At 67.3% G+C, this 23,286-nt stretch carries 23 protein-coding genes; 8 read left to right on the forward strand and 15 right to left on the reverse strand.

Annotated elements, in window-relative coordinates; genetic code table 11:
- Positions 1–49 precede the first annotated feature (49 nt).
- Both AC1DNC_RS06135 and AC1DNC_RS06140 read right to left on the reverse strand, forming a co-directional pair.
- On the reverse strand, positions 50–1,492 hold the full coding sequence (locus AC1DNC_RS06135) for a YibE/F family protein (RefSeq protein ID WP_476861673.1): 1,443 nt from the start codon (positions 1,490–1,492) through the stop codon (positions 50–52).
- 61 nt (positions 1,493–1,553) lie between these two features.
- The gene (locus AC1DNC_RS06140; RefSeq protein WP_476861674.1) at positions 1,554–2,927 is read right to left on the reverse strand and encodes an FAD-binding oxidoreductase; all 1,374 of its coding nucleotides are present in this window, start codon (positions 2,925–2,927) and stop codon (positions 1,554–1,556) included.
- Positions 2,928–3,178: 251 nt separating this feature from the next.
- Between AC1DNC_RS06140 and AC1DNC_RS06145 the strand changes: the two genes are divergently transcribed.
- Genes AC1DNC_RS06145 through AC1DNC_RS06155 form a run of 3 tightly spaced genes read left to right on the forward strand, consistent with a single transcriptional unit; the run spans position 3,179 to position 5,647 of the window.
- The gene (locus AC1DNC_RS06145) at positions 3,179–3,931 is read left to right on the forward strand and encodes an alpha/beta hydrolase (protein ID WP_476861675.1); all 753 of its coding nucleotides are present in this window, start codon (positions 3,179–3,181) and stop codon (positions 3,929–3,931) included.
- Positions 3,931–4,788: a DUF1295 domain-containing protein gene (locus AC1DNC_RS06150; RefSeq protein WP_476861676.1), complete on the forward strand. Its 858-nt coding sequence runs from the start codon at positions 3,931–3,933 to the stop codon at positions 4,786–4,788. The genes AC1DNC_RS06145 and AC1DNC_RS06150 overlap by 1 nt, the downstream gene beginning before the upstream one ends.
- A gap of 1 nt (position 4,789) precedes the next feature.
- Complete coding sequence (locus AC1DNC_RS06155) at positions 4,790–5,647, forward strand: lysophospholipid acyltransferase family protein (RefSeq protein WP_476861677.1); 858 nt, start codon at positions 4,790–4,792, stop codon at positions 5,645–5,647.
- Between the two features lie 98 nt (positions 5,648–5,745).
- On the opposite strand, the gene AC1DNC_RS06160 is transcribed toward AC1DNC_RS06155, so the two are convergent.
- From AC1DNC_RS06160 to AC1DNC_RS06170, 3 genes are all read right to left on the reverse strand, one after another.
- Complete coding sequence (locus AC1DNC_RS06160; protein ID WP_476861678.1) at positions 5,746–6,753, reverse strand: GNAT family N-acetyltransferase; 1,008 nt, start codon at positions 6,751–6,753, stop codon at positions 5,746–5,748.
- A gap of 2 nt (positions 6,754–6,755) precedes the next feature.
- Entirely contained in the window at positions 6,756–8,141 is a 1,386-nt protein-coding gene (locus tag AC1DNC_RS06165) for a glycine--tRNA ligase (protein WP_476861679.1), read from the reverse strand.
- 122 nt (positions 8,142–8,263) lie between these two features.
- A complete protein-coding gene (locus AC1DNC_RS06170) occupies positions 8,264–9,265 on the reverse strand; it encodes a DMT family transporter (RefSeq protein WP_476861680.1) in 1,002 nt (333 codons plus the stop codon).
- A gap of 33 nt (positions 9,266–9,298) precedes the next feature.
- On the opposite strand from AC1DNC_RS06170, the gene AC1DNC_RS06175 reads away from it, so the two are divergent.
- Positions 9,299–9,535: an RNA-binding S4 domain-containing protein gene (locus AC1DNC_RS06175; protein ID WP_476861681.1), complete on the forward strand. Its 237-nt coding sequence runs from the start codon at positions 9,299–9,301 to the stop codon at positions 9,533–9,535.
- A 33-nt stretch (positions 9,536–9,568) separates the two neighbouring features.
- Here AC1DNC_RS06175 and AC1DNC_RS06180 read toward each other — a convergent pair whose 3' ends face one another.
- Positions 9,569–10,231 carry an alpha/beta hydrolase gene (locus AC1DNC_RS06180; protein ID WP_476861682.1) on the reverse strand — a complete coding sequence of 221 codons (663 nt, stop codon included), beginning with the start codon at positions 10,229–10,231 and terminating at the stop codon, positions 9,569–9,571.
- Positions 10,232–10,301: 70 nt separating this feature from the next.
- On the opposite strand from AC1DNC_RS06180, the gene AC1DNC_RS06185 reads away from it, so the two are divergent.
- Together AC1DNC_RS06185 and AC1DNC_RS06190 are read left to right on the forward strand one after the other, a co-directional pair.
- Complete coding sequence (locus AC1DNC_RS06185) at positions 10,302–11,177, forward strand: SGNH/GDSL hydrolase family protein (RefSeq protein ID WP_476861683.1); 876 nt, start codon at positions 10,302–10,304, stop codon at positions 11,175–11,177.
- Positions 11,178–11,273: 96 nt separating this feature from the next.
- Entirely contained in the window at positions 11,274–11,825 is a 552-nt protein-coding gene (locus AC1DNC_RS06190) for a hypothetical protein (protein WP_476861684.1), read from the forward strand.
- A gap of 5 nt (positions 11,826–11,830) precedes the next feature.
- Here the strand turns inward: AC1DNC_RS06190 and AC1DNC_RS06195 are convergent, their stop codons facing one another.
- Both AC1DNC_RS06195 and mmsB read right to left on the reverse strand, forming a co-directional pair.
- Positions 11,831–13,315: a CoA-acylating methylmalonate-semialdehyde dehydrogenase gene (locus AC1DNC_RS06195; protein ID WP_476861685.1), complete on the reverse strand. Its 1,485-nt coding sequence runs from the start codon at positions 13,313–13,315 to the stop codon at positions 11,831–11,833.
- Between the two features lie 30 nt (positions 13,316–13,345).
- Positions 13,346–14,248: a 3-hydroxyisobutyrate dehydrogenase gene (mmsB, locus tag AC1DNC_RS06200; protein WP_476861686.1), complete on the reverse strand. Its 903-nt coding sequence runs from the start codon at positions 14,246–14,248 to the stop codon at positions 13,346–13,348.
- 161 nt (positions 14,249–14,409) lie between these two features.
- Here mmsB and AC1DNC_RS06205 point away from each other — a divergent pair, with 161 nt between their 5' ends.
- Positions 14,410–15,315 (forward strand): LysR family transcriptional regulator, encoded by a 906-nt coding sequence (locus AC1DNC_RS06205; protein ID WP_476861687.1) that lies wholly within the window; start codon positions 14,410–14,412, stop codon positions 15,313–15,315.
- Between the two features lie 9 nt (positions 15,316–15,324).
- Here AC1DNC_RS06205 and AC1DNC_RS06210 read toward each other — a convergent pair whose 3' ends face one another.
- Positions 15,325–16,542 carry a LysM peptidoglycan-binding domain-containing protein gene (locus tag AC1DNC_RS06210; RefSeq protein ID WP_476861688.1) on the reverse strand — a complete coding sequence of 406 codons (1,218 nt, stop codon included), beginning with the start codon at positions 16,540–16,542 and terminating at the stop codon, positions 15,325–15,327.
- Positions 16,539–17,063: an RNA polymerase sigma factor gene (locus tag AC1DNC_RS06215; RefSeq protein WP_476861689.1), complete on the reverse strand. Its 525-nt coding sequence runs from the start codon at positions 17,061–17,063 to the stop codon at positions 16,539–16,541. Before AC1DNC_RS06215 ends, AC1DNC_RS06210 begins: the two co-directional genes overlap by 4 nt.
- A gap of 83 nt (positions 17,064–17,146) precedes the next feature.
- Between AC1DNC_RS06215 and AC1DNC_RS06220 the strand changes: the two genes are divergently transcribed.
- Complete coding sequence (locus AC1DNC_RS06220; protein ID WP_476861690.1) at positions 17,147–17,629, forward strand: DUF2306 domain-containing protein; 483 nt, start codon at positions 17,147–17,149, stop codon at positions 17,627–17,629.
- Positions 17,630–17,713: 84 nt separating this feature from the next.
- Here AC1DNC_RS06220 and AC1DNC_RS06225 read toward each other — a convergent pair whose 3' ends face one another.
- From AC1DNC_RS06225 to metX, 5 genes are all read right to left on the reverse strand, one after another.
- A complete protein-coding gene (locus AC1DNC_RS06225; RefSeq protein WP_476861691.1) occupies positions 17,714–18,316 on the reverse strand; it encodes a TetR/AcrR family transcriptional regulator in 603 nt (200 codons plus the stop codon).
- Positions 18,317–18,428: 112 nt separating this feature from the next.
- Complete coding sequence (locus AC1DNC_RS06230) at positions 18,429–19,289, reverse strand: alpha/beta fold hydrolase (RefSeq protein WP_476861692.1); 861 nt, start codon at positions 19,287–19,289, stop codon at positions 18,429–18,431.
- 48 nt (positions 19,290–19,337) lie between these two features.
- Entirely contained in the window at positions 19,338–20,333 is a 996-nt protein-coding gene (locus AC1DNC_RS06235; protein WP_476861693.1) for an NADP-dependent oxidoreductase, read from the reverse strand.
- Between the two features lie 236 nt (positions 20,334–20,569).
- Positions 20,570–21,952 carry an MFS transporter gene (locus AC1DNC_RS06240; protein WP_476861694.1) on the reverse strand — a complete coding sequence of 461 codons (1,383 nt, stop codon included), beginning with the start codon at positions 21,950–21,952 and terminating at the stop codon, positions 20,570–20,572.
- Positions 21,953–22,123: 171 nt separating this feature from the next.
- The gene (gene metX / locus AC1DNC_RS06245; RefSeq protein WP_476861695.1) at positions 22,124–23,281 is read right to left on the reverse strand and encodes a homoserine O-acetyltransferase MetX; all 1,158 of its coding nucleotides are present in this window, start codon (positions 23,279–23,281) and stop codon (positions 22,124–22,126) included.
- Positions 23,282–23,286: the final 5 nt, after the last annotated feature.

Here is a 23,286-nt window from a genome sequence, read left to right on the forward strand (position 1 = left end):
CACGGCTATGTGGATATCGCGGTCAGCCCGACGCCGGTCTCCGCCGTTGTCAGCCGCGCACGGCGGCCCGCCGGCCGCGGCGGCTCGGCAGTGCCGACCCGGCGGCGCCGGCATCCGATTTTCCATCGTCGGAACCGCCGTCGGGACCGCCTTCGGAACCGCCGTCGAAAGCACGCCGGGACGGGGTGCCAGCAGCGCCGGCACCGGCGGGCCTGCCGCCGGTGCCGCCCTCCACCGCGTTGCCGCCCTTGAGCCCGGTGGCTTTGACGACGAGCACCGCGATCAGCGTGGTCACCGGGATGGCCAGGACCAGTCCGATGGAACCGACGAGGGTGCGAATGACCTCCTCGGAGAGTTCGGCGCTGGTCAGGGCGTCGCCCAGCGGCCGCTCATAGAGCATCACGATGATCAGGATCGGCAGGGCCGCGCCGGCGTAGGCGAAGGCGATGGTGTACACCGTGGAGGCGATGTGGTCCCGGCCGATCCGCATGGCCGAGGCGAACAGTTTCCGCGCCGATGTCCCGGGCGCGAGCTCCCACAGTTCCCACACCGCGGAGGACTGGGTGATCGTGACATCGTTGAGCACGCCTAGCCCGGAAATGATGAGCCCGCAGAGGATGATCCCCGAGATCGAGATGTGGTCCGAGACGTTGGCCAGCGTGGCGGCGTCGTGGTTGCCAACGCCGGCCAGGTTCGCCGCGTCCGTGGCCCAAGCCGCGAGGGCTGCCGTGATGCCGAGGCCGAACATCGTGCCCAGCAACGCCGTCGAGGTCCGGGCGGTGAAGCCGTGGGCAAAGTACAGCACGCCGATCATGATCACCGTGGATCCGACCAGCGCCAGCAACAGCGGCGGCTTGCCTTCGACCAGGCCGGGCAGCATGAAGGTGACGAGCACGGCGTAGGCCCCGACCAGGCCGATGAGGGCACGCAGGCCGCGCCAGCGCGCCACCGCGATCACGACGACGGCGTAGAGGACGGCGAGCAGGATGATGGGAAGGGTCCGGACGAAGTCGACGAACACGTACGCGGGCGTGCCCTGGGCGCCGGCGCCCTGGGCTTTCGAGAGGTTCAGGTAGCGGATGTCGTCGCCGGCCTTGACGCCGTGCGACTTGGCGACGTCGGGGTTGATCACCACTTTGACCGGGTTGCCGCCCTTGTCCGGTTCCGTGTAGGCGAAGGTGCACTGCGAGCCTTCGCCGGGCCCGGCTGCGGCCGGGGCCCCCGGCTGGGCGGCGGCATCCATGCAGCCGGCGACGACGACGCGCTGGATCTTTCCGGTGTCGAAGCTGACACCGGGCGCGGCCGCGTAGGGGCTGGACAGCTTGAGTCCCTCCTTGCTGCCCGAGGGCCACAGCAGCACCATCGCAACGATGGTCAGCAGCGTCAGCGGCACCAGGACGGCGGCCAGGATCCAGTTGGCCTTCTTCCGTGCGGCGAGCGCGCGGGGTGTCGGGTCGAAATGCCCTCGGGTGTGTGAATGTCCGGCGCCCACTAGCAGTTCAACCTCAGGCCGAAAACTCTACGGCGTCGGCACCGCCCGGCTAGGTATACAGCTAGGCCGGCACGATGTTCTGGTTTACATGGAACAGGTTCTGCGGATCGTACTTGGCCTTGACTTCCTTCAGCCGGGCGTAGTTGGGTCCGTAGTTGTCCGCGACGCGGTTCATGTCGTCGCCGTCCATGAAATTGATGTAGCCGGCGGTCTCGGAGAAGGGCTGCAGCGCCGCCGCGTAGTCCCGCACCCAGGCGATGTTCGCCTCGCTGTCCGCCGGATCCTCCCAGTGGCACGCTATGACCGGGGAGAACTTGGCGTTGCGGTTGGGAAATGCCGTGTCCGTGACCCCCACCCGGTGCACGGCGCCGTCGATCGGGTAGATGTGCACGGCTGTCTGCACGCTGGGAACCCGGCGGCCGTAGTCAAGGTGGGCGTCGATGGCGCCGTCGTTGAGTTCGGTCAGGAAGGCCGCTTTCCAGTACGCCAGGAGGCCCTTGGGATACATCCCGTCGAAGGCCGAGTTCAACGCCGGGTATGGCATGGGGCCCACCATGGATCCTGCCACCGGCGCGGCGCCGAGGAAGGGCTGCCAGCGGGCGGCCCCTTCGGCCGGGTCCCCGGTCCACATGCCGACGACGATGCAGACCGGCTTCCCGTGCCATTCTTCCGGAAGGAACGGGACGGGCGGGCCCTGGTGGAAGGCGAGGAAGGCGCCGAACTCTTCCGGCGCGGACGCCATGTGCTCGCGGTAGAACTTCGCCACCGTTTCGGCGTGCTCCGCGGGGTAGATGATGATGCCCGCGTGGACCATGTCCACGGGATGCAGGCGGAACTCCAGCGAGGTGACGACGCCGAAGTTCCCGCCGCCGCCGCGCAGCGCCCAGAAGAGGTCCTCATTCTCGCTGTCACTGGCCGTCAGGAACTTGCCTTCCGCGGTGACGACGTCGGCGGAGAGGAGGTTGTCGCAGCTCAGCCCGTATTTGCGGTCAAGATAGCCGATGCCCCCGCCGAGGGTCAGCCCGGACACCCCGGTGGATCCGACGACGCCGCCGGTGGTCGCCAGTCCGAAGGCATGGGTGGCGTGGTTGAAGTCGGCCCACGTGGCGCCCGCCTCCGTCCTGGCCGTCTTGCCGGCCGGATCGACCCGGACACCGCGGGTGCGGGCGAAGTCGATCACCAGCGCGTCGTCCGCCGTGCCGAATCCCGGGCCGCTGTGGCCACCGCCGCGGACGGCCACGGCGAGGCCGTTGTCCCGGGCGAAGTTGACGCCCGCAATCACGTCTGCCACCTGGGACACCCGGAGCACCGCAGCGGGGCGCTTGTCTATCATGCCGTTCTGCACAGTCCGCGCCTCGTCATAGTCCGCGTCGCCGGGCGTGATGACTTGCCCGCGGACCTGGCCGCGCAGGCCTTCGAAGTCGGTTTCGTTCATTTTCTGTACCGTCGATTTCGTCGTGATTTCCGACCCGGACGGTGATCTGTGCTCCCAGCCGGCGTGGCGTCCGGAGGTTTACGAGCACAGGCCTACTCCTTGGCCCGGGGGTAGTCAAGGGCTCCCATCCTTCCCGGCCACCGCTCCGAATTTCCCACGGGCAACCAGCCGGTGGAATCGCGGTCGGGAACGCCGCAGCGCAACTTATTGTTGGTAATTGCAGGTAGCTAATCGAGGTGGAGGACACAGACGTGGCCAGACGCAAGACAGACGACCGGGAGCACCAGAGGGCCGGAGCGGGCCCGGCGGCCCGGGCCGAACTGAGCATCGCGGACGCCGCCGGTGAGACCAGCGGCGTCGCCCTGGTGCTGCACGGCGGCCGCGCGGACAGCTTCGAGGCCGTCCGGGCCCGGCACCTCAGCCCGGCCAGGATGCTGCCCTTCGCCCAGGCGCTCCGAAACGAGGGCGGCCCGCACGGGCTGGCCGTCTGGACGCTCCGGAACCGGTACCGGGGTTGGAACGGGCCCAACATGTCCCCGGTGCAGGACGCCCGCTGGGCCCTCGCCCAGATCAGTCTGGAACATCCCGGCGTGCCGGTCTACCTGCTGGGCCACTCGATGGGCGGCCTCACCGCGCTCTGTGTTGCGGACGACCCCCAGGTGCAAGCGGTCGTCGCGCTGGCCCCGTGGCTTGATGCATCCACCCCGGTGGAACCAGTCGCCGGACGCCGGGTCCTGATTGTGCACGGAAACGAGGACCGCTGGACGAGTCCCAAGAATTCGCTGGCCTACGCCCGGCGCGCCGAGGGTGTGGCGGAGTCGATCGACTACGTATCGCTCAAGGGCGCCGGCCACTTCATGTTCCGCCGGGTCCGGCTCTGGAACTCGCTCGCCAACGGCTTCGTTCTTGAGGCCTTCGGCAGCAGCGCCGGCGCCGAACTCCGCGGCACGGACGCGCTGCGCCAGGTTCTCCCCGCCGCCGCCAGCCTTCCGGTGGTGCTTTGATGCCGGCCTTCCCGTTCGGTGACTTCCTGGCCAGCCTGCCGTGGGTGGCGCTGGCCCTGGTGGCTTTGCTGGCCGTGACGTTCGCCGTGGCCGTGCGCCAGAACCGCCACTCGGTGATCGACACCGTCTGGGGCCTGGGCTTCGTGGTGGCGGCCGCGGTCTCCTGGACCCTGTCCGCGGGCCACGGCTACGGCGGCCGCCGCCTGTTGCTGCTGGCCCTCGTTGCCATCTGGGGCATCCGGCTGGCCGTCCACATCGGGCACCGGGCCCGTGGCGGCCATGAAGATCCACGCTACGTGGACATGCTCTCTTCCGCCCCGGGTTCCCGCAACACCTACGCCCTGCGCCGCGTGTACCTGCCGCAGGGCCTGGTGATGTTCTTTGTCTCACTCACCATCCAGGTCGGCATGTTCGGCACCGGCTCCCTGGGCTGGCTGGCGTGGCTGGGCGTCCTCGTGTGGATTGTCGGCTTCGTCTTCGAGACGGTCGGCGACTGGCAGTTGGCGCGGTTCAAAGCCGATCCGGCCAAGCGCGGCACCGTACTGGACACCGGCCTCTGGCGGTACACCCGGCATCCGAACTACTTCGGCGACGCCGCCGTCTGGGCCGGTCTGTTCCTGGTCGCCGCGGACTCCTGGCCCGGCGTGTTGACCATCCTCTCCCCCGCCCTGATGATCTGGACACTGGCCGGCAAGACCGGGAAGCCGCTGACGGAGAAGGCCATGTCCGACCGGCCCGGCTACAAGGAATACGTCGAATCGACCTCCGGCTTCCTGCCTTGGCCGCCGCGGCGCCAGGACCCGCAGGGCTTGGACGCGCAGTCGGGCCCGCGTCCGCAGAACACCGGCGGCCGCTGACATGGCGGCAGGCGGCCGGGTCTGGCGACCCCAGCCCAACGACCGCTTCTACCGGGTGATTGTCCGGACCGGGCAGGTACTTCGGTGGCTGTTCCAGATCCGGGTCGTCGTCACGGGCCGGGAAAACCTCCCCCCGGCGCAGCCGGAGAACCAGCAGCCGGAGAACCAGCAGCTTGGCTCCTCACGCCGCGCCGTCCCGGGGACCGGCGCCGTCGTCGCGATTACCCACTTCGGCTACCTGGATTTCGCCTTCGCCGAGTTGTTGCTGTGGCGGCACAACAAAGCCCAGATGCGATTCCTGATCACCCAGGGCGCGGCGGACCACTGGTTCGCCGGACCGGCCGTCAGCGCCGCCGGGCACGTCGTCGTCGGCTACGACACCGGGGCGCACGCCTACGACGCCGCCGTGCAGAAGCTCCGCGAGGGCGAATACATCGCGATCCTGCCCGAGGCCGGGGTAAGCCGCAGCTTCGAGGTGCGTGAGTGCAAGACCGGCGCCGTGCGGATGGCCGCCGAGGCCGGCGTACCCATCATCCCCGTCTCGGTCTGGGGCGCGCACCGGATCATGACCCGGCACCATGGCTTCTCCCCGCTCCGCGCCTGGCGGGCCCCCGTGCGCGTCCACGTCGGCGAGCCCATCACCCCGGCACCGGGCCTGGACGTCCCGGCGGCAACCGAGGCGCTGCGCCAGGCCCTGCAGCGCGGAATCGACGCCGGCATCGCCGACTTCCCGCTCAGGCCCGAGCCAGGGGCCTGGTGGATGCCGGCCGCGCTCGGCGGCGGGGCCCCCACCGAGGCGGAGCGGCAGCGGCTGGAGGAGGCGGAAGGACCGCGGCGCGCGCGCAGCCGGCGCCGCTAGGCCGAACGCTCCCCTGTCCACAGCGTTAACCGAACTGACCCGCAGTAGTTGTCGTTTGAGGCGACAACCGCTGCGGGTCAGTTTTTTGCGTTGTGACGCTAGGCGGGGTCGGAGACAATCAGCGTCTCGGCGCCGGTCTGGCGGGCCTTGCCGTTCTCCAGCAGCGGCTCGACGACGGCGCGCAGCGCCGTCATCGCGTCGTCCAGTTCCAGCAGCACCGGGTACTGGTACGCGATCAGCGCCAGCAGGTCGCGGACCGCTGCACGGGCGTCGTCGTCGGACAGCTCCGGGTCATGGCCCAGGAACACGTCGGACGGTTCGCCGGACTTCGCGGCGTGGCCCTCCTCAGGGCCGCCCAGGTCCGGGCCGCCCTGCGCGTAACTGACCGCGAACGCCTGGATCCGGCCCTTCCTGCTGGCCGGCACGCCCGCGCCGAAGGCACTGGCCTTGGGTGCGCGCAGCACGATCGCGCCGTGGGCACCGCTGAGATCGTCCAGGAAAAGCCGCTGCACGGTGGCGATGCCGAGTTCGCCGGGGCTGTCCCAGTGGTGCACGGCCGTGTAATAACGGCCAACAACGTCGCTGAGCTCCACCGATCCGGTGGCCAGGTCCTCCACCTGCTCCGAGGCTGCAGACTCCGAGCCGTCGCCGAACACCGGCAGCTTCAGGGAGCCGGGCTCCACGACCACCAGGCGGGACCGCTGGATCGGGGCCAGGCCGGCCGCCTCGGCGAAGGCCGCGCCGGGCGTGCCCGGCTCCACCTTGGTCCGGAGCCGGGAGACGCCCGACGGCGAATGCTCGGCCTCGTGCCGGAGCATGGCCAGCAGCGTCGAGCCGACGCCGGTCCGGCGGTGGTCGCGGGCTACCTCGATATACACCCAGAGGCGTTCCGGGTGCAGCGAGGCCTCATGGACCACGCCGGCCGCAACGGGGATGGCGACACCGTCGACGACGTCCTCGGCCACGATGCAGCGGCGCCACGGGCTGTTGCCCGAGGGCGCCAGGGCGCCGCGGAACTGCCGGGCCTGGTCCGTCTCCGGACCGCCCCACATTTCCAGCAGCGCGAGGTCATCGCCCTCGCGCCATTCACGGTATTCAATCGCCATGCTCAGGCGCCGATCAGCCGTGCGGCCAGGTAGCCCTCCACCTTGTCCAAGGAGACGCGCTCCTGGCTCATGGTGTCGCGTTCGCGGATGGTGACGGCCTGGTCCTCGAGCGTGTCGAAGTCCACCGTGATGCAGAACGGGGTGCCGATCTCGTCCTGCCGGCGGTAGCGGCGGCCGATCGCGCCGGCGTCGTCGAACTCGATGTTCCAGTTCTTACGCAACTGCGCGGCGAGGTCCTTGGCCTTCGGGGACAGGTCCTCGTTGCGGCTCAGCGGGAGAACCGCCGCCTTGACCGGAGCCAGGCGCGGATCGAGCTTGAGCACGGTGCGGACGTCGACGCCGCCCTTGGCGTTCGGTGCCTCGTCCTCGGTGTAGGCGTCGATCATGAAGGCCATGAAGGAACGGGTGAGGCCGGCCGCGGGCTCGATCACGTACGGGGTGTAGCGCTCGTTCGTGGCCTGGTTGAAGTAGCTCAGGTCCTGGCCGGAAGCCTTCGAGTGCGTGGAGAGGTCGAAGTCGGTGCGGTTGGCGATGCCCTCGAGCTCGCCCCATTCGGAACCGTGGAAACCGAAGCGGTATTCGATGTCCGTGGTGCCCTTGGAGTAGTGGCTGAGCTTCTCCAGCGGGTGCTCGAAGAAGCGGAGGTTCTCCTCGCGGATGCCCAGGCCGGTGTACCAGGCCATGCGTTCCTTCATCCAGTACTGGTGCCACTGCTCGTCGGTGCCCGGTTCGACGAAGAATTCCATTTCCATCTGCTCGAACTCACGGGTGCGGAAGATGAAGTTGCCCGGCGTGATCTCGTTGCGGAAGGACTTGCCGATCTGGCCGATGCCGAACGGCGGCTTCCTCCGCGAGGTGGTGAGCACGTTGTTGAAGTTCACGAAGATGCCCTGGGCGGTTTCGGGACGAAGGTAGTGAAGGCCCTCTTCGCTGGCCACCGGGCCCAGGTAGGTCTTGAGCAGGCCGGAGAATTCCTGGGGCTCGGTCCATTCGCCGCGGGTGCCGCAGTTGGCGCAGGCGATGTCCTTGAGGCCGTTCTCGGCGGGACGGCCCTTCTTCTCCTCGTACTCTTCCTCGAGGTGGTCGGCGCGGTAGCGCTTGTGGCAGGAGAGGCACTCCACCAGCGGATCGGAGAAGACCGCGACGTGGCCGGACGCTTCCCAGACCTGGCGGGGCAGGATCACCGAGGAGTCCAGGCCGACGACGTCCTCGCGGCCGCGGACCACGGACTGCCACCACTGGCGCTTGATGTTTTCCTTCAGCTCGGCACCGAGGGGACCGTAGTCCCAGGCAGAACGGGAGCCACCGTAGATTTCACCGGCCTGGAAGACGAAACCCCGTCGCTTGGCGAGGGAAATGATCTGGTCGAGTACGGATTTTGCTGCCATGGGAACTCCAATTTCTACAGGGCCGCTGGGTGCGGTCCGTGCTGTCAGCCCCGGGTCACCGGCTGGTTGCCGGGCGGGGTCTTGCGAACGGTGTGATGCAAACTCCTAGCCTACCCGCGCTGCTACCTCTTGAGGGCTCCACGGGACCAGGGCAGGCTGGCCAGGACGATGGCGGCCAGCGTCAACAGGGTGCCGAGCACGGTGGGCAGCGCGACGACGGTGCCGGGCACCGGCAGGGCCAGGTCCAGGCCGAGCGAACCGAGCAGCTGCCCGGCGATCATGCCGAGCCCGGTGACCAGCACGCCCAGGCCGCGGACCAGGAAGGCGGCGACGCCGATGAAGATGCAGCCCATCGGGCCGCCGAGGTAGTACCACCACTCGGCGGGGAGGGCGTGGCCCGGGCCGGCGACGGCGAGTTTGATCAGCCAGGCGGCCCAGAGAACCACGCTGCCGGCGATGAAGTTCACCAGGGTGGCGGTGATGGGCGTGCGGTAGTGCACGGTGGCGGTGCCGTTCATCGCCTGCTGAAAACTCATCAGGAAACCGGCGAGCACCGGCAGCATCACTGGAACCAGCAGCTGCAGCGGGCTGGACTCGGCCCCAGTGGCCCCGGACGGGCCGGCCGCCGCACTGCCGTCGAAGCGCGGCGAGACGGCCCAGGCCACCGCGGCGACGGTCAGCACGCTGCCGAGCACCCGGATGCCGGTGATGGATTTCTTCCCCGCCGGTCCGATCCCCATCCGGTCCACCAGCAATCCGCTGAGGGTCTGGCCGGTGACGGCGGCGACGGTGAACAGGGCGACGCCGAGCAGCCCGACCGTGAAGGACTGGGCGAAGACGAAGAATGCGCCGATGCCCCCGGCGAGCACGTAATAGCGCGGGAACCGGCGTTCACGCAGCGCTGGCAGGACTTGAGCCAGCCCGGCGCGCCCTTTCGGAAGGACGAGGGAGACGACGATCATCAGCGCCAGGCCGACGCTGAAGCTGACCACCGCGGCGGCGAGGCCGTCAGCCAGGACGGATCCCAGGGCGCCGTTGATCCGGCCCTGGACGGGGACGAAAAGTCCGGCCAAAACGGCAAGGAGAAGTCCGACAGGCAGGGGAAGCCGCGGAGCGTGGGTCATTGGTGCCACCTTTGGTCAGGCATTATTGCTTGTATGAGCAACCCGGAGATTGAAGACATTCCCATCCGCGACGAGATGATCCGGCTGGGCCAGCTGCTGAAGCTGGCCAACCTGGTCGAGGACGGGGTGGAGGCTGCCGAGCTGATCAAGAACGGTCTGGTGAAAGTCAACGGCGAGATCGATGACCGCCGCGGACGCCAGCTGCACCACGGCGACACGGTCACCGTGAACGGCCAGACGGTGCGGATCGCCACGCTCAGTGGAGCCTAGCAGCGCCTAGCTGCGCCCGACCCCCCGCCGGGGTTACTTGTTGAGCACCTCGTGGGTGAGGAACTCGCCGACGTGGCCGATCTCCTGCTGGTTGATGCCGTGCCACATGCCGGTGTACAGGACCTTGGTGAGCTTCACGTGCTTGCGTACCCAGCCCATGGTGAACTCGATCTTGTCCGGCGTGATCACGGGGTCCTGCTGGTCGCGTCCCCAGAACATCGGCACGGTTCCGTCCAGTTCGCCGTCGTGGAAGCTGGGATCCGCGCCGGCGTCGACGGCAAAGCCGGAGAGTCCGACGACGGCGGCATAGCCGTCCGGGCGCTGCCGCAGCAGGGTCGTGGCCATGGCCATGCCCATCGAGAAGCCGAGCAGGGTCACCGAGGGGTGGTCCGCCCTGACCGAGTCGATCCAGTCCTCTACGTAGGCAGCGGCGTGCTTTACGGCGTCGAGCGAATACTCGATCGACGCCGTAAGCGGGAACCAGGTGAAGCCGGGGCCGGAGACGAGCGGGGCCCGCAGCGAGGCCACCACAAACTCCGCCGGCAACATCTCCGCCAGGCTGAACAGATCCTGCTCGTTGGCGCCGTAGCCGTGCAGCAGCACCAGCAGGGGCCTGCCGGCACGGTCCTCTTCTGGCCGGGACCAGAGGACGACGGGAGCGGGGAAGGCAGCGGGGAAACGGGCGGCTTCAGTCATGGCTCCATTCTTACAGTTAGCTGAGGGTCACCAGATACGGTGGCGCCGCTTTGGGAAAAGAGTGCAGGATATGAAGGTGACCGAAACTGAATCGCTGGACAATTTCCCGGACCGGACCGTCAACCACCCGTGGACCCGCTATGTGGCCATGGGCGACTCTTTCACCGAAGGCATCGGCGATCCGGAGCAGGCGAGTCCGGGCGGGCACCGCGGCTGGGCGGACCGGGTGGCCGAGGAATTGAGCCGCGGCCACGAGGATTTTGCCTATGCCAACCTCGCCGTGCGGGGCCGGCTGCTGCAGCAGATCGTGGACCAGCAGCTCGCCCATTGCCTGTCGCTCAAGCCGGACCTGGTGACCCTGTCCGCAGGCGGCAACGACCTGATCCGGCCCGGCGGGGACCCGGATGCCCTGGCCGAACGGCTCGACTCCGTGGTCCAGATCCTAAGCCTGGGCGGGGCAACGGTGGTCCTGTTCAACGGCCCGGACACCGGCTCGTCGGTGCTGGGCCGGATCCGCAGCAAGGTGGCGATCTATAACGAGAACCTGCGCACCGTGGCAGCCCGGCACGATGCCGTCATCGCTGACATGTGGTCGTTGCGGCAGCTCAACGACCCCCAGATGTGGGACGCGGACCGGCTGCACTTCTCCCCGCTGGGCCACCACACCATCGCGGCCATGGTGCTGGACTCGCTCAACGTCCAGCACACCCTGGAACCGCTCTCCCCCAAGCCGCTGCCGCCGCGCAGCTGGCGCGAGGCACGCACCGGGGACCTCATCTGGGCCCGCGAGCACTTCGTTCCGTGGGTGGTACGCCGGCTCCGGCACCGTTCCTCCGGCGATGGCATTACGGCTAAGCGGCCGCTGGCCGGGCCGGTGTTCGGCCCCGGGGTCCCTCTCGGCTCGGGCGAGGGACCGCCCGGATCCGAGGACGCGTTGAGGTCCTAAGCGGAACCGGGCGGCCCGGCAGCGGCGCACCGCCCGGCACCCGGGACGGGCCCTGCGCGTTAAGCTGGAACGACACCCTTTGAGAGGCCCGGTACCGTGAGCATTTTCTTTTGGATCATCCTTCTGTCCTTCGTGGTTCCGGCGGCACTGCGCCTGTACCGCAAGTCCGTCCGCGGACGGAACCAGGATCCGGGCATGACCGGCGGATTCCCCGGTCAGTACCCGGGCCAATTTCCCGGCCAATTTCCCGGCCAATTTCCAGGGCAGCAGAGCAACCAGCCGCGGGACGGGTTCACCCAGCGGGACTACTTCGGCGGGTTCGGCCAGCTGGGCGCCCCGCAGCCCCCGGCCAACCAGCCGCCGATGAACCAGCAGTACCCCGTCCCGTACGAGGACAGCCCCGAGTACCTGCACAACCCGCCGCAGGCTGCGCCGCCGCAACAATGGCAGCAACAATGGCAGCCGCCGGCACCTGCACCTGTTCCGGCACCCTCCCCAGAGCCGTTCTCCCCGGGCGTTCCGCCGGCGCCGTCTGGCCCGCAGGGCTACCGCGCCCGCAAGCTCGCCGAGCTGGACCAGAGGTACAGCAACGGCGAGCTCGCGATGGAGGACTACATGGCCCAGCGCGCGGAGATCATGAACGGCTAGCCAGGCTAGTCGACCTGCGGGAAACCGAGGTCGATCACCGAGGTGGACGGATCCGGCCAGCGAGTGGTGACCACCTTGCCGCGGGTGTAGAAGCGGATGCTCTCCGGGCCGTACATGTGGGTGTCGCCGAAGAGCGAGTTCTTCCAGCCGCCGAAGGAGAACGTCCCTACCGGTACCGGGATCGGGACGTTGACGCCCACCATGCCGGCCTCGACGTCGAACTCGAACTGCCGGGCGGCGCCGCCGTCGCGGGTGAAGATGGCCACGCCGTTGCCGAACTCGTTGTCGTTGACGAGCTTCACGGCGTCGGCGTACGTCTCGACGCGGACCACCGAGAGCACAGGGCCGAAAATCTCGTCGTCGTAGACCTTCATGCCCGGCTTGACGTGGTCGATCAGGCTGACGCCGATGAAGAAGCCGTTGGAGTCGAACTCCTGCTCCCGGCCGTCCACCACCACGGAGGCGCCCTCGTCCGCCGCGCCGGCCACGTAAGAAGCCACCTTGTCACGGTGCTCGGCCGTGATCAGCGGACCCATCTGGGAGGCCGGATCCGTGCCGGGGCCGATCTTCAGCGTGGCCATCCGGGTCTTGATGGCGTCCACAAGATCATCCGCGATGTTTCCGACGGCGACGAGCACGCTCACCGCCATGCAGCGCTCCCCTGCGGAGCCGTAAGCGGCGGAGACGGCGGCGTCGGCAGCCATGTCCAGGTCAGCATCCGGCAGCACCACCATGTGGTTCTTGGCCCCGCCCAGGGCCTGGACGCGCTTGCCGTGATCGGCGGCGCGCTTGTAGATCGACTGGGCGATCGGGGTCGAGCCCACGAAGCTGACGGCCTTCACGTCCGGGTGCTCGAGCAGCACGTCGACGGCTTCCTTGTCCCCGTGTACCACGTTGAGCACGCCGGCGGGCAGGCCTGCCTCGGCGAAGACCTGGGCGATGAAGATGGCCGAGGACGGGTCCTTCTCGCTCGGCTTGAGCAGCACGGTGTTGCCGCAGGCCAGGGCGCTGCCGATCATCCAGAGCGGCACCATGGCCGGGAAGTTGAACGGCGTGATGCAGGCGACGACGCCCACCGGCTGGCGGACGGAGTGCACGTCGACGCCGCCGGAGACCTGCTCGGAGCGTTCGCCCTTGAGCGCGTGGGACAGCCCGGTGGCGAACTCGATGTTCTCCAGGCCGCGGGTGATTTCGCCCTCGGCGTCGGAGAGGACCTTGCCGTGTTCGCTGGTCAGCAGGGCCGCCAGTTCGGGCCGGCGCTGCATGAGCAGTTCGCGGACCTTGAAGAAGATGCTGGTGCGCTTGGCCAGGCTGGTGGCCCGCCAGCCCGGCAGTGCGGCGCGCGCGGCGGCGATGGCTTCCTCGACGCGGGCGGCGGAGGCGAGGGCCACCTCCTTCTCCTGCTCACCGGTGGCGGGGTTGAAGACGGGGCCGTAGCGCTCGGCGTCGGAGACGAGGGCGCCGTTGATGAAGTGCGGAATGCGTTCCATGGGTGGGTCTCTTTCTACAAGGTGTGGAGGCTACTTGGCAGACTCGAAGGAGCCGTCGACCAGCTTGACGATCGCGGAGCAGTCGGTGCCGGACTGGCCGCCGTCGATGAGCCGCTGGAAAAGCGTCTGGACGTGCTCGCCGATCTCCAGCGGCGTGCCGGTGTCCTTGGCGGCGCTGATGGCCAGTCCGATGTCCTTGTTGGCGAGCTCGGCGGTGAACGTCGGCGCGAAGTCGTTGTTTGAGGCCGCGGTGGGCACGACGCCGGCCACCGGGTACCAGGTGCGCAGCGCCCAGCTGTCACCGGAGGAGACGGAGGCGATGTCCCAGAAGACCTGCTTGTCCAGGCCCAGGCGGTCGGCGAGGACGGCGCCCTCGGCCGTGGAGGCGAGGTTGATGAAGAGCATCAGGTTGTTGCAGATCTTGGCGGCCTGCCCGGTGGTGGCGCCGCCGGTGGGGATGATGTTTCCGGCCATCGGACGGATGTATTCGGTGGCGTCTGCGACGGCGTCGGCCTCACCGCCAATCATGAACGTCAGCGTGGCGGCCTTCGCGCCGCTCATGCCGCCGGAGACCGGGGCGTCAACGAAGCGGAATCCCGCTTCCGCGGCGGCGTCGTGCAGGGCCTGGGCCGAGGCGATGTCGATGGTGGACGAGTCCACCAGCAGGGTCCTGGTGTCGGCGTGGGCCAGGACGCCGTCCTCGCCAAGGTAGACGGCGCGGGCGTGCTCGCCCTTGGGGAGCATTGTGAAGACGACGTCGGCGCCCTCCACGGCCTCGGCGATGCTGCCGGCAGGCTTGACTCCCCCGGCTTCCGCGGCGGCGACGGCCTCGGGGTTGAGGTCGAATCCGTGGACCTCGTTTCCGGCCTTGGCCAGGTTCACCGACATGAACCCGCCCATGTTTCCCAGTCCGATCCAGGCGACAACTGCCATGGCATAAGCTCCTTTGCTTTGCATTGTGTCCGGCCCGATGGCCGGTTGTTCCGTGTCCACCATCACACCCTGTTACAGTGCAATCAAGGGGAAAAAGTGAAGATGCCATGTGCAACGATGCACATTGATGGCCAGATTTGTTCGGAAGGGTAAGACCAAGGATGGACCTGAAGCGGCTCCCCAGTCCTGACGATCTGCTGATCCTGCTGACGGTGGCCCGGCTGGGCCGGTTCAACGCCGTCGCCGAGACCCTCGGCACCACGCACACCACCATCTCGCGCCGGATCCTCGCCCTGGACAAGCAACTGGGAGGCCGGACGCTCGAGCGCAGCCCGCATGGCTGGGAACTTACCGAGCTGGGCTCCCAGGCGGTGGCGGCGGCGGAAACCATCGAGGGCACGTTGGCCGCTCTGTCGGGCCGGATTGCCCGGACCGAGGACGTGCTCTCCGGCATGGTCCGGATCAGCACCCCGGATGGCTTCGGCGCGGAATTCGTCGCGCCGGCCCTGGTCCGGCTGCAGCGCGAGCACCACCTGCTGAACGTGGAAATGCTCAGCGCCACCCGGAAGGTCAGCCAGAACCGTTCCGGAGTGGACCTGGAGGTGGTAGTGGGGAACCTGGACGTCAGCAACGCGCAGACCATTTTCCTGTCCAACTACTTCCTGCGACTCTACGCCAGCCCGCAGTACGAGCTTGAGCACGGGCTGCCGGTGACGCTCGACGACGTCCGGCAGCACGGCTTCGTCTCCTACGTCGAGTCGGCGCTTCAGGTGGCTGAGCTCGGTCACCGCTCCACCCAGCTGCCAATGCCGCGCTCAAGCTTCCAGGCCACCAGCATCTTCGCCCAGCTGGAGGCGGTCCGCCGCGCTGCCGGGATCGGGCTGCTGCCGAACTTCCTAGTCGTCGGCAAACCAGGATTCGTGCCGGTGCTGCCGGACGACTTCCAGCGGCAGCTGCCGATCTGGGCTGTGGCCAGGGCGGAATCGCTGCGCTCGGCGCCGGTACAGGCCGTGCTGGCCGCGGTCAGGGCCGAGATCGCCGAACGCCAGGACGTGCTCAGCGGGTAAGCGGTGCGGTCATTTGTGGAGGGGCTTGGTCAGGTTGAGGCTGATCGTCTGGCCCGGGGCCAGCTCCCCCGAGGGCAAGTCGGTGAAGGTGTACCAGACGCGGTCGGTGCCGGTGAGCGGCCGGTTCGCCCACTCCAGATTCGCCTGCTCCGACAGTCCGAACCGGAAGGAGATCTGGCGTTCGGTGTCCCCGGCCGCGGTGGTGTAGGTCTGGGGGACGCCGTCGGCGTCGGCGGTAAAGGTGCCCTGGGCGCCGTCGATCTTGAGTTCGCCGGGGATGAGTCTCACTCTGGTCCCCGCGGGGATGGCCTGGTCCGCGGCCAGGGACCGGTTGTACTGCAGCAACTGGTTGGTGGTGCAGCGGAATTTGTAGCCGAGGCTGTCGAAGGAATCGCCATCGACGGTGGTGTAGAAGATGGCCTGCCCGAATGAGTTGGTGACGCTGGTTCCCCCACCGGATCGGCTGTCGACGGGATTCTTCTGCAGCTGGATATGCCTCCCGGCACGGACAAAGTAGACGTTGCCCTTCTCGTACACGTACGGGACCTTGTTCGCTTCGGCCAGTTGCTCCCCCGTGATGCCGAACCGGTAGGCGATGCCGTCCAAGGTGTCGTCGGGTTCGATGGTGTAGCTCGTGGGTATGCCGTTTCCGTCGACGGTGGCTGTCCCCTTCGCGCCCATGATCGGACCCGGAGCCGGGATCAGGCGAAGCTTCGTCCCTGCTGCCAGCGGCGCCCCGGGCTCGAGGCCATTGAATTCGGCGAGTTTCGCCTCGGGGATGCCGAAGGCTTCAGCCACTGCTGCAGACGTTTCACCGGAGACGGTGGTGTAGTAATCCACGTTCCCAAACGAATCCGTCACAATAGGCCCCGCAAGGGAAGACTTCCCGGAGCCGGCCGGTGACGCCGTCGTGCTGGCCCCTGCGATAGTCGGAGCCGCCGCCGTGTTGTCCGGCGCCGGCGAGATACCTGCGGCAACGATTACGCAGGCGGCGACCGCCGCGGCCGCAAGTCCGGCGGCGGCGATGCGGCCCCAGTGACGTTGTGCCGGCGCGCGGCGGAAATCGTGGTGGAAGTCTTCGACAGATCCGCCCACGGCGATGTGAGTGACCTCGGAGTTCACAAATGACAGCGAACGCTGGCGGCTGCGGATCAGCTCGTCCTCGGTGATCGTGAGTGCGGGATCGGCGGCTGATAGCAGCTCGGCGGCAGCTTGGTCCTGTCTCATTCTGTTACTCCTTCCGGCACTGCCTGTTTCTGGAGTATCCGCCCTAGTTCCTTGCGGGCCCTGTGCAGTCGCATGCGCACGGCAGTCGCCGAGGTGTTGAGGAGCTGGGAGACTTCGACGGCGGTCAGTCCGTCCCAGTACGTCAGCAGTAACACTTCCCGCTCTTTCGGGGCCAAGGAGTCGATGCCATCCCGGACATCGGATCCCTCCGCGGGGGTTTCATGGAGGCGTTCCAACCGCAAAGCGCCGATGAGCCCGGCAGACCGGGAGACGGACCTGTCATGGTTTCGGAGCACGTTCTTCGCCACGCCGAAAAGGACGACTGTCGAGAGGTCGTCGCCGTGACCAGACTTCTCCCACACGATCCGGAAAACCTCAGCGGACAGGTCCTCCGCGGTGGCGGCGCCGTCCGTCCTGCGCCGGAAATAGCGGTAGATGCGGTCGTGGGTCGATTCGTGAGCTGCCAGGAACCGACTTTCCCTCTCCAGATCCACGCGTTCCCCCATTGTTTGCAAGCTCATGCCCTGTTAATGTCCGGCAGCCTCCAAACTGTAACGGGAATTTCGAAAAACTTTGTGAGGCATGGTCCGCTAGGCTCCGGGCTATGCCTTCCTCCTGGACCGTTCTGATCTCAATTCACGCAATCGCCGCCAGCTACTCCTTGGTTTTCGGAGCCGTCAACCTGATTCGCCGGACCAAAGGCGGCAGCGTTCACCGGGCCGTGGGCCGGATCTGGGCTGTTGCCATGTATGTCGTGGTGCTGACCTCGTTCGGAATCAGAACTATCGACGGAGGGTTCAATTGGCTCCACGCACTCTCGGTGCTGACGTTTTGCACGCTGACAGCTGGACTGTGGGCAATCTGGAAGAGAAATGTCCGGGCCCACCGCAGTTTTATGACCGGCAGCTACTTCGGCCTGATCGGGGCCTTTGTAGGGGTTCTGGCAGTGCCCTCGCGCCGCATTCCCCAGCTCGCTATCCATGAGCTCCCGCTTCTGGGGTTGTTAGTCCTGGTCCTGCTGGGCACGGCTGCACTCACTGTCATTGGGGCCGCACAACTCCGCAAGACGAAGATACCCATTAGCTAGAACGCCGAACGCCAGGAGGTGCTCACCGGCTGGCGCCGGCACGCTGGGTGGTGAGGCGACGGCCCGTTGGCGGGAGGCCTTCAGTCAGGCAGGAAGAATGACACGAAGCTGGGCTCGGATCTCCGTGAGGAGATCCTCAATGCTCTTGGCAACGTTGCCAGTAATTGCCAGGGCGATGAACATGATCGCGGAAACAACGTGGGCCAGGGTCGCCGCCGCGTCCGGCGCGAGTCCGTTGCGTCGCTGGAGGACCCCGGCGATCGCCTTCTCGGTTTCGATCGTGTAGCCGAGGGCGTCGCGGTGGTGTGGTTCTTCGGGGTCGCCAAAGACAATTTCACGGAGGTACGTTCGACCGTTGTCGACCTGGGCTCGGTTGCACTCCACCACCGGACGCAGGATCGCCATCACAGCCTCGAGCGTGTCGGTGGCCTGATCGGCGGCGGCGGTTCCGCGGACGAGCGCGTCGGCGTATGCCGAGTTCTGCACGAGCAGGAGCAGCTCGCTTTTGGTTTTGGCGTAAAGGAAAAGGGTTCCGGTCCCGATATCCGCTTTGTCGGCAATCTGCTGGGTTGTAACGTCGTCGACGCCGAACTCGGTGAAGAGTTCACGGGCGGCGACGGTGATGCGTTCGAGCTTGTCCTTCTTGTTGCGCTCGCGCCGTCCGGGCCGCGGGGAAGCAGTGGGCATGATGCGTCCTTCGGGAATATAGTCTGACTGCGCTCAGCTCTGAGTATATTCACTGCCGGTTGCACGGGACCTTCGGTGACCGGCCCGGCAGCGGCCGGCGGCCGGCAAAATGTCATCGGCCCAGGAACTCGACCACGGTGGGTGCGAACGTCGAGTGGAACTGGAAGATCCCCCCATGGCCGGAGTCCGGGTAGATGACCAGCTGTGAACCGGCGATCCGCTCGTGCAGGTCAACGGAGAGAACCGAGGGGACCATACGGTCGTTATCGCCGTTGGCGATGAGCGTCGGCTGTGTGATGACCGACAGATCCGAGGGCCGTGAGCGGCCGTATTTCTGGATGGCTTTGAGCTGGGCACCGAACGCTCGGGTGCTGATCGCTTTGTCACGGTCGATTGTCCGCTCTTGGAGACGCGCGATGAACGCTTTTGCGGCGCGCTTGCCGGTGGTGTTGCGGTTGAAGAAAAGGAATTCCTTCGGGTCCGACCGGGTAAGGGCTGCCCGCAGAATGTCGTAGTAGGTGGTGCCCACGACCTTGTCCATATCCTTCCCACCGCGGGGACCCGTTCCGGTCAGAACGAGCTTGCGGACAAGTTGAGGGTGTTTGACCACAAGATCCTGGGCGATCATGCCGCCCATGGAGAAGGAGAAGATATCGATCTTCTCGTATCCGAGGGCAGTGATGAACGTGAACGCGTCGTCGGCGGCTTCCTCGATGGTGCCCGGCACCTTGCCAGAGGAGGCGCCAACTCCGGCCTGGTCGAACGCGATGACGTGGCGGTTCGTCGCGACCGGCTCGATGATGGCTGGGTCCCAGTTGTCCAGGGTGGCTGCGAGGTGCACGAAGAACACGACGGGGACGCCTCCCTTGGGCCCCAGTTCCCGGTAGGCGAAGGTGGTGCCCGCGGCGGTGATGGTCTTTGTGGGCGCCTTGGCGTACGAGGTGACGACGGGTTCGTTTTCCGGGATAGTCATGATGTTTCTCCAATGGTTGGGGTACGCTGCCAGGGACGAAGCCCGGGATCAGGGGTTGCCGATGACGGTCTTGCCGCGGATGCCGCCCTGATCCATACTGCGGAGCGCCTCGACGGTCTGGTCGAAGGGGAAGACGCGCCCCACGACTGGGCTGAGCACGCCGCGCTCCACCAGCTCGGTAATCCGGCCGAGCTGTTCGCCGTCGGCGCGCATGAAGAGGAATTCGTAGCTGACGCCGAGCCTCTTCGCCTGTGCGCGGACCTTGCGGCTCAGCACGGCGACGGCGAGGCGCAGCACCGGGTTCAGCCCGGCGTCGCGGGCGAACCGGGGGTCCGGCGGGCCGGAGATGCCGATGGCCTTGCCGCCCGGCGTGAGGACCCTCAGCGACTTCTCCAGGTTCTCCCCACCCAGGCTATCCAGCACCAGGTCGAAGCCGCTGAGCCGCTCCTCGAAGTCCTCCGCCCGGTAATCGATGACGATGTCCGCTCCCAGCGCGCGCACGAAGTCGGCGTTCCCCCGGCTAGCAGTGGTCGCCACGGTCGCTCCCAGGTGTTTGGCGAGTTGGATCGCGATGGATCCGACACCGCCGGCGCCGGCATGGATGAGGACCTTCTGGCCCGGCTGGACGCGGCCCCTCTCGACTAACGCCTGCCAGGCGGTGAGGGCCACGAGCGGCAGCGATCCGGCCTCCTCAATGCTGACCGTAGAGGGAGCCAGGGACAGGTCCGCGTCGGCCACGGCGACGAGTTCTGCGAAGGTGCCGATGCGGTCCGTGTGCGGCCGCCCGTAGACGACGTCGCCCGGCGCGAACCGGCGCACGTCCGAACCGACCCGGACCACCGTTCCCGCGACGTCGTTGCCGAGGATCAGAGGCAACGTGTACGGCAGGATCTGCTTGAACTCTCCGGCACGGATCTTCTCGTCCAGCATGTTGACGCCGGCCGCCTGCATCCGGATGAGGACGTCCCGGGAGCCAACGGCGGGCTCGGGTGCCTCGATTTCCTGCACCGGGCCCCTGTAGTTGCTGACGGCGAACGCTTTCATGTCTGATCCCTTGCTTTCCGCGAAGCCCGGCAGAGCTATTTACCGAGCACTCTCAATAATGAGTGCACTCAGTTATCTTGTCAAGGCTGCCCGTTGAGGCTCACGGGGCCCCTCCCGCGACGCACCGGACCCCAACGGCAGCAGCCCCCGTCTCCGCAGTGCGGGGACGGGGGCTGCTGTTGTTAGTGACGCGTGCAGTTGCCTGCTAGCTAACGGTGCTGGTTACCGCTTGGCTGTTACCGCTTGCCTGCGGCAAGGAGGTCGGCCGTGCCCTGGGCGTCGGCGGCGTCGACGTCGTGCAGGGAGATGCCGCGGGTTTCCTTCAGGAAGTACACCGCCACCATCGTGACAACGCAGGCGATGAGCAGGTAGATGGCCACCGGGACGGAGGACTTGTACTGGCTCAGTAGCGCGACAGCGATGATCGGGGCGAGCGAACCGGCCACGATCGAGGTCACCTGGTAGCCGAGCGAGACACCGGAGTAGCGCATCCGGGTCGGGAACATCTCGGCCATGATGGCGGGCTGCCCGGCGTACATCAGTGCATGGAAGAGCAGGCCGATGATGACCGCGGCGAGGATGACAAAATCGTTGCCGGTGTCCATCATCGGGAAGGCGAAGAAGCCCCAGGTCGCACCCAGGACGGCGCCGGCCATGTAGACCGGCCGGCGGCCGAGACGGTCGGAGAGCCGGCCCACCATCGGAACCACGGAGAAGTGGATGGCGTGCGCCACGAGCAGCAGGAGCAGGATCTTGGCGGTGTCGGCGTGAACAACCGTCTTGAGGTAGGTGATGGAGAAGGTGACCACGAGGTAGTAGAGGATGTTCTCCGCGAAGCGCAGGCCCATGGCGGTGAAGACGCCGCGGGGGTAGCGGCGAAAGACCTCGGCGACGCCGTAGCTCTTGTTTTCCGTGACGACTTCTTTTTGTGCCTCCAGGAAGATCGGGGCGTCCTGGACCTTGGTGCGGATGTAGTAGCCGACGACGACGATCACGGCGGAGAGCCAGAAGGCGACGCGCCAGCCCCAGCCGAGGAAGTCCGCGGAGGACAGCGTGGAGGAAAGGACGAACAGCACGGCAGTGGCGAGGAGGTTGCCCAGCGGAACCGCCGACTGCGGCCAGCTGGCCCAGAAGCCGCGGGACTTGCTGGGGCTGTGCTCGGCAACGAGGAGCACGGCGCCGCCCCATTCGCCGCCGACGGCGAAGCCCTGGGCGAAGCGCAGGAAGACCAGCAGGGCCGGCGCCCAGTAGCCGATCTGCTGGAAGCTCGGGAGGCAGCCCATCAGGAAGGTCGAGACGCCGACCAGGATGATGCTCAGCTGCAGCAGCTGCTTGCGGCCGAATTTGTCACCGAAGTGGCCGAAGACGATGCCACCGATGGGGCGGGCCACGAAGCCCACTGCGTAGGTCAGGAACGCAGCAAGAATGCCGTCCAGCTCCGTGCCCGAGTTGGGGAAGAACATCTTGCCAAAGACCAGGGTGGCGGCGGAGGCGTAGAGGAAGAACTCGTACCACTCCACCACCGTGCCGGCCATGGAGGCCGTTACTACCTTCTTCAGCCCGGACGTCTTGACGTCCGGCTCCTCTGCGCGCCTTACGGCGGCGTTTTCCGTGCTCATGCGAACTCCTTCGGTGTCCCCTTCGACACCCCGTGGATTATTAGGCTGACTGTGCGTGTGTGAGTTGGAACACACGGCGTCATTCTCCACGAGTATGGACGTCGTTCACGGCAGGCTCAACGACTAATAGCGCAGAGGGTGTCTGCAAAAATGCACACCCGGCGGCCGCTGCTAGGCGAAGAAGTCACCCCGGAGCTGATCACTGAGCTGGCCGATTTCGGTCAGGAAGCCGTCGTGGCCGATCGGCGCCTCGATCACGTGCACCGGGACCTCCCCCGGCAGGGCCCGGGCAAGTTCATGGGACTGGGCCGGAAAATACAAACGGTCCGAATCGACGGCCGCCACGAAGAACTCCGCGGTCGCAAGGGAAACGGCTTGCTCCAGGCTCCCCCGGCCGCGGCTGACGTCGTGGCTCATCAGCGCCTCGGTGATGGCGATGTAGCTGTTGGCGTCAAAGCGTCGCACCAGCTTGTTGCCCTGGTGGTCCAGATAGCTCTCGACCTGGTAGCGGCCCCGGCCGGCCAGCGACCCGGCTTCCAGCGGCGCCTCGGCCGCCTGGGCGTTCCGTCCAAAGCGGCCGTCCAGTTCCGCGGCGGAGCGGTAGGTGATGTGGGCGATCCGGCGCGCCAGGGCGAGGCCGGCGTCCGGCTCCGGGCCGCCGTAGTAGTCGCCGCCCTTGAAGTTCGGGTCCTGGCGGATCGCCAGTGTCTGGGCCTGGGCGAACGCGATCTGCTCGGCGGTGCTGCGCGCGCCGACGGAAATCACGGCACAGCGACGGACCCGCTCCGGGTAGCTGACTGCCCACTCCAGCGCTCGGGCTCCCCCGAGCGAGCCGCCCAGCACGGCATACCAGCTGCTGATTCCCAAGGCGTCGGCAAGCCTGGCTTCGGCCGCGGTGCTGTCCCGGAGCGTGACCAGCGGGAAGCGTGAGCCCCAGGGCCGGCCGTCCGGGGCCGGGGTCGAAGGCCCGGTGGACCCGTAGCAGCCGCCGAGGATGTTGATGGACACCACAAAGTACTTCTCGGTGTCCACCGGGGCGCCTGGACCGGCGAGCTGTTCCCACCAGCCCGGCTCCTCGCCGGCACCGCGGGTGACGTGGGTGTCACCGGTCAGGGCGTGCTCGATCAGCACCGCGTTGGAGGCATCGGCGTTGAGGGTCCCCCAGGTCTCGTAGGCGAGGGTGACCTCCGGCAGGACGGCGCCGGACTCAAGGGACAGGGAGCCGACCGGGAGGCACTGCAGCGTCCCGTCGGGAACGGCCGCCGTCGTGCGTTCGGCGCCGGAGGTTTTGTTTTCGGGTACACCCATGCGGGTGACAGCAATCGTCATGTGAG

It is taken from the genome of Arthrobacter sp. 01N442, from assembly GCF_056399345.1.

Excerpts from the sequence above, each read along its gene's own strand:
- AC1DNC_RS06140 (WP_476861674.1), bottom strand. The coding sequence starts at position 2,927 with ATGAACGAAACCGACTTCGAAGGCCTGCGCGGCCAGGTCCGCGGGCAA.
- AC1DNC_RS06150 (WP_476861676.1), top strand. The coding sequence starts at position 3,931 with ATGCCGGCCTTCCCGTTCGGTGACTTCCTGGCCAGCCTGCCGTGGGTG.
- AC1DNC_RS06155 (WP_476861677.1), top strand. The coding sequence starts at position 4,790 with ATGGCGGCAGGCGGCCGGGTCTGGCGACCCCAGCCCAACGACCGCTTC.
- AC1DNC_RS06160 (WP_476861678.1), bottom strand. The coding sequence starts at position 6,753 with ATGGCGATTGAATACCGTGAATGGCGCGAGGGCGATGACCTCGCGCTG.
- AC1DNC_RS06165 (WP_476861679.1), bottom strand. The coding sequence starts at position 8,141 with ATGGCAGCAAAATCCGTACTCGACCAGATCATTTCCCTCGCCAAGCGA.
- AC1DNC_RS06170 (WP_476861680.1), bottom strand. The coding sequence starts at position 9,265 with ATGACCCACGCTCCGCGGCTTCCCCTGCCTGTCGGACTTCTCCTTGCC.
- AC1DNC_RS06175 (WP_476861681.1), top strand. The coding sequence starts at position 9,299 with ATGAGCAACCCGGAGATTGAAGACATTCCCATCCGCGACGAGATGATC.
- AC1DNC_RS06180 (WP_476861682.1), bottom strand. The coding sequence starts at position 10,231 with ATGACTGAAGCCGCCCGTTTCCCCGCTGCCTTCCCCGCTCCCGTCGTC.
- AC1DNC_RS06185 (WP_476861683.1), top strand. The coding sequence starts at position 10,302 with ATGAAGGTGACCGAAACTGAATCGCTGGACAATTTCCCGGACCGGACC.
- AC1DNC_RS06195 (WP_476861685.1), bottom strand. The coding sequence starts at position 13,315 with ATGGAACGCATTCCGCACTTCATCAACGGCGCCCTCGTCTCCGACGCC.
- mmsB (WP_476861686.1), bottom strand. The coding sequence starts at position 14,248 with ATGGCAGTTGTCGCCTGGATCGGACTGGGAAACATGGGCGGGTTCATG.
- AC1DNC_RS06205 (WP_476861687.1), top strand. The coding sequence starts at position 14,410 with ATGGACCTGAAGCGGCTCCCCAGTCCTGACGATCTGCTGATCCTGCTG.
- AC1DNC_RS06210 (WP_476861688.1), bottom strand. The coding sequence starts at position 16,542 with ATGAGACAGGACCAAGCTGCCGCCGAGCTGCTATCAGCCGCCGATCCC.
- AC1DNC_RS06215 (WP_476861689.1), bottom strand. The coding sequence starts at position 17,063 with ATGAGCTTGCAAACAATGGGGGAACGCGTGGATCTGGAGAGGGAAAGT.
- AC1DNC_RS06220 (WP_476861690.1), top strand. The coding sequence starts at position 17,147 with ATGCCTTCCTCCTGGACCGTTCTGATCTCAATTCACGCAATCGCCGCC.
- AC1DNC_RS06225 (WP_476861691.1), bottom strand. The coding sequence starts at position 18,316 with ATGCCCACTGCTTCCCCGCGGCCCGGACGGCGCGAGCGCAACAAGAAG.
- AC1DNC_RS06230 (WP_476861692.1), bottom strand. The coding sequence starts at position 19,289 with ATGACTATCCCGGAAAACGAACCCGTCGTCACCTCGTACGCCAAGGCG.
- AC1DNC_RS06235 (WP_476861693.1), bottom strand. The coding sequence starts at position 20,333 with ATGAAAGCGTTCGCCGTCAGCAACTACAGGGGCCCGGTGCAGGAAATC.
- AC1DNC_RS06240 (WP_476861694.1), bottom strand. The coding sequence starts at position 21,952 with ATGAGCACGGAAAACGCCGCCGTAAGGCGCGCAGAGGAGCCGGACGTC.
- metX (WP_476861695.1), bottom strand. The coding sequence starts at position 23,281 with ATGACGATTGCTGTCACCCGCATGGGTGTACCCGAAAACAAAACCTCC.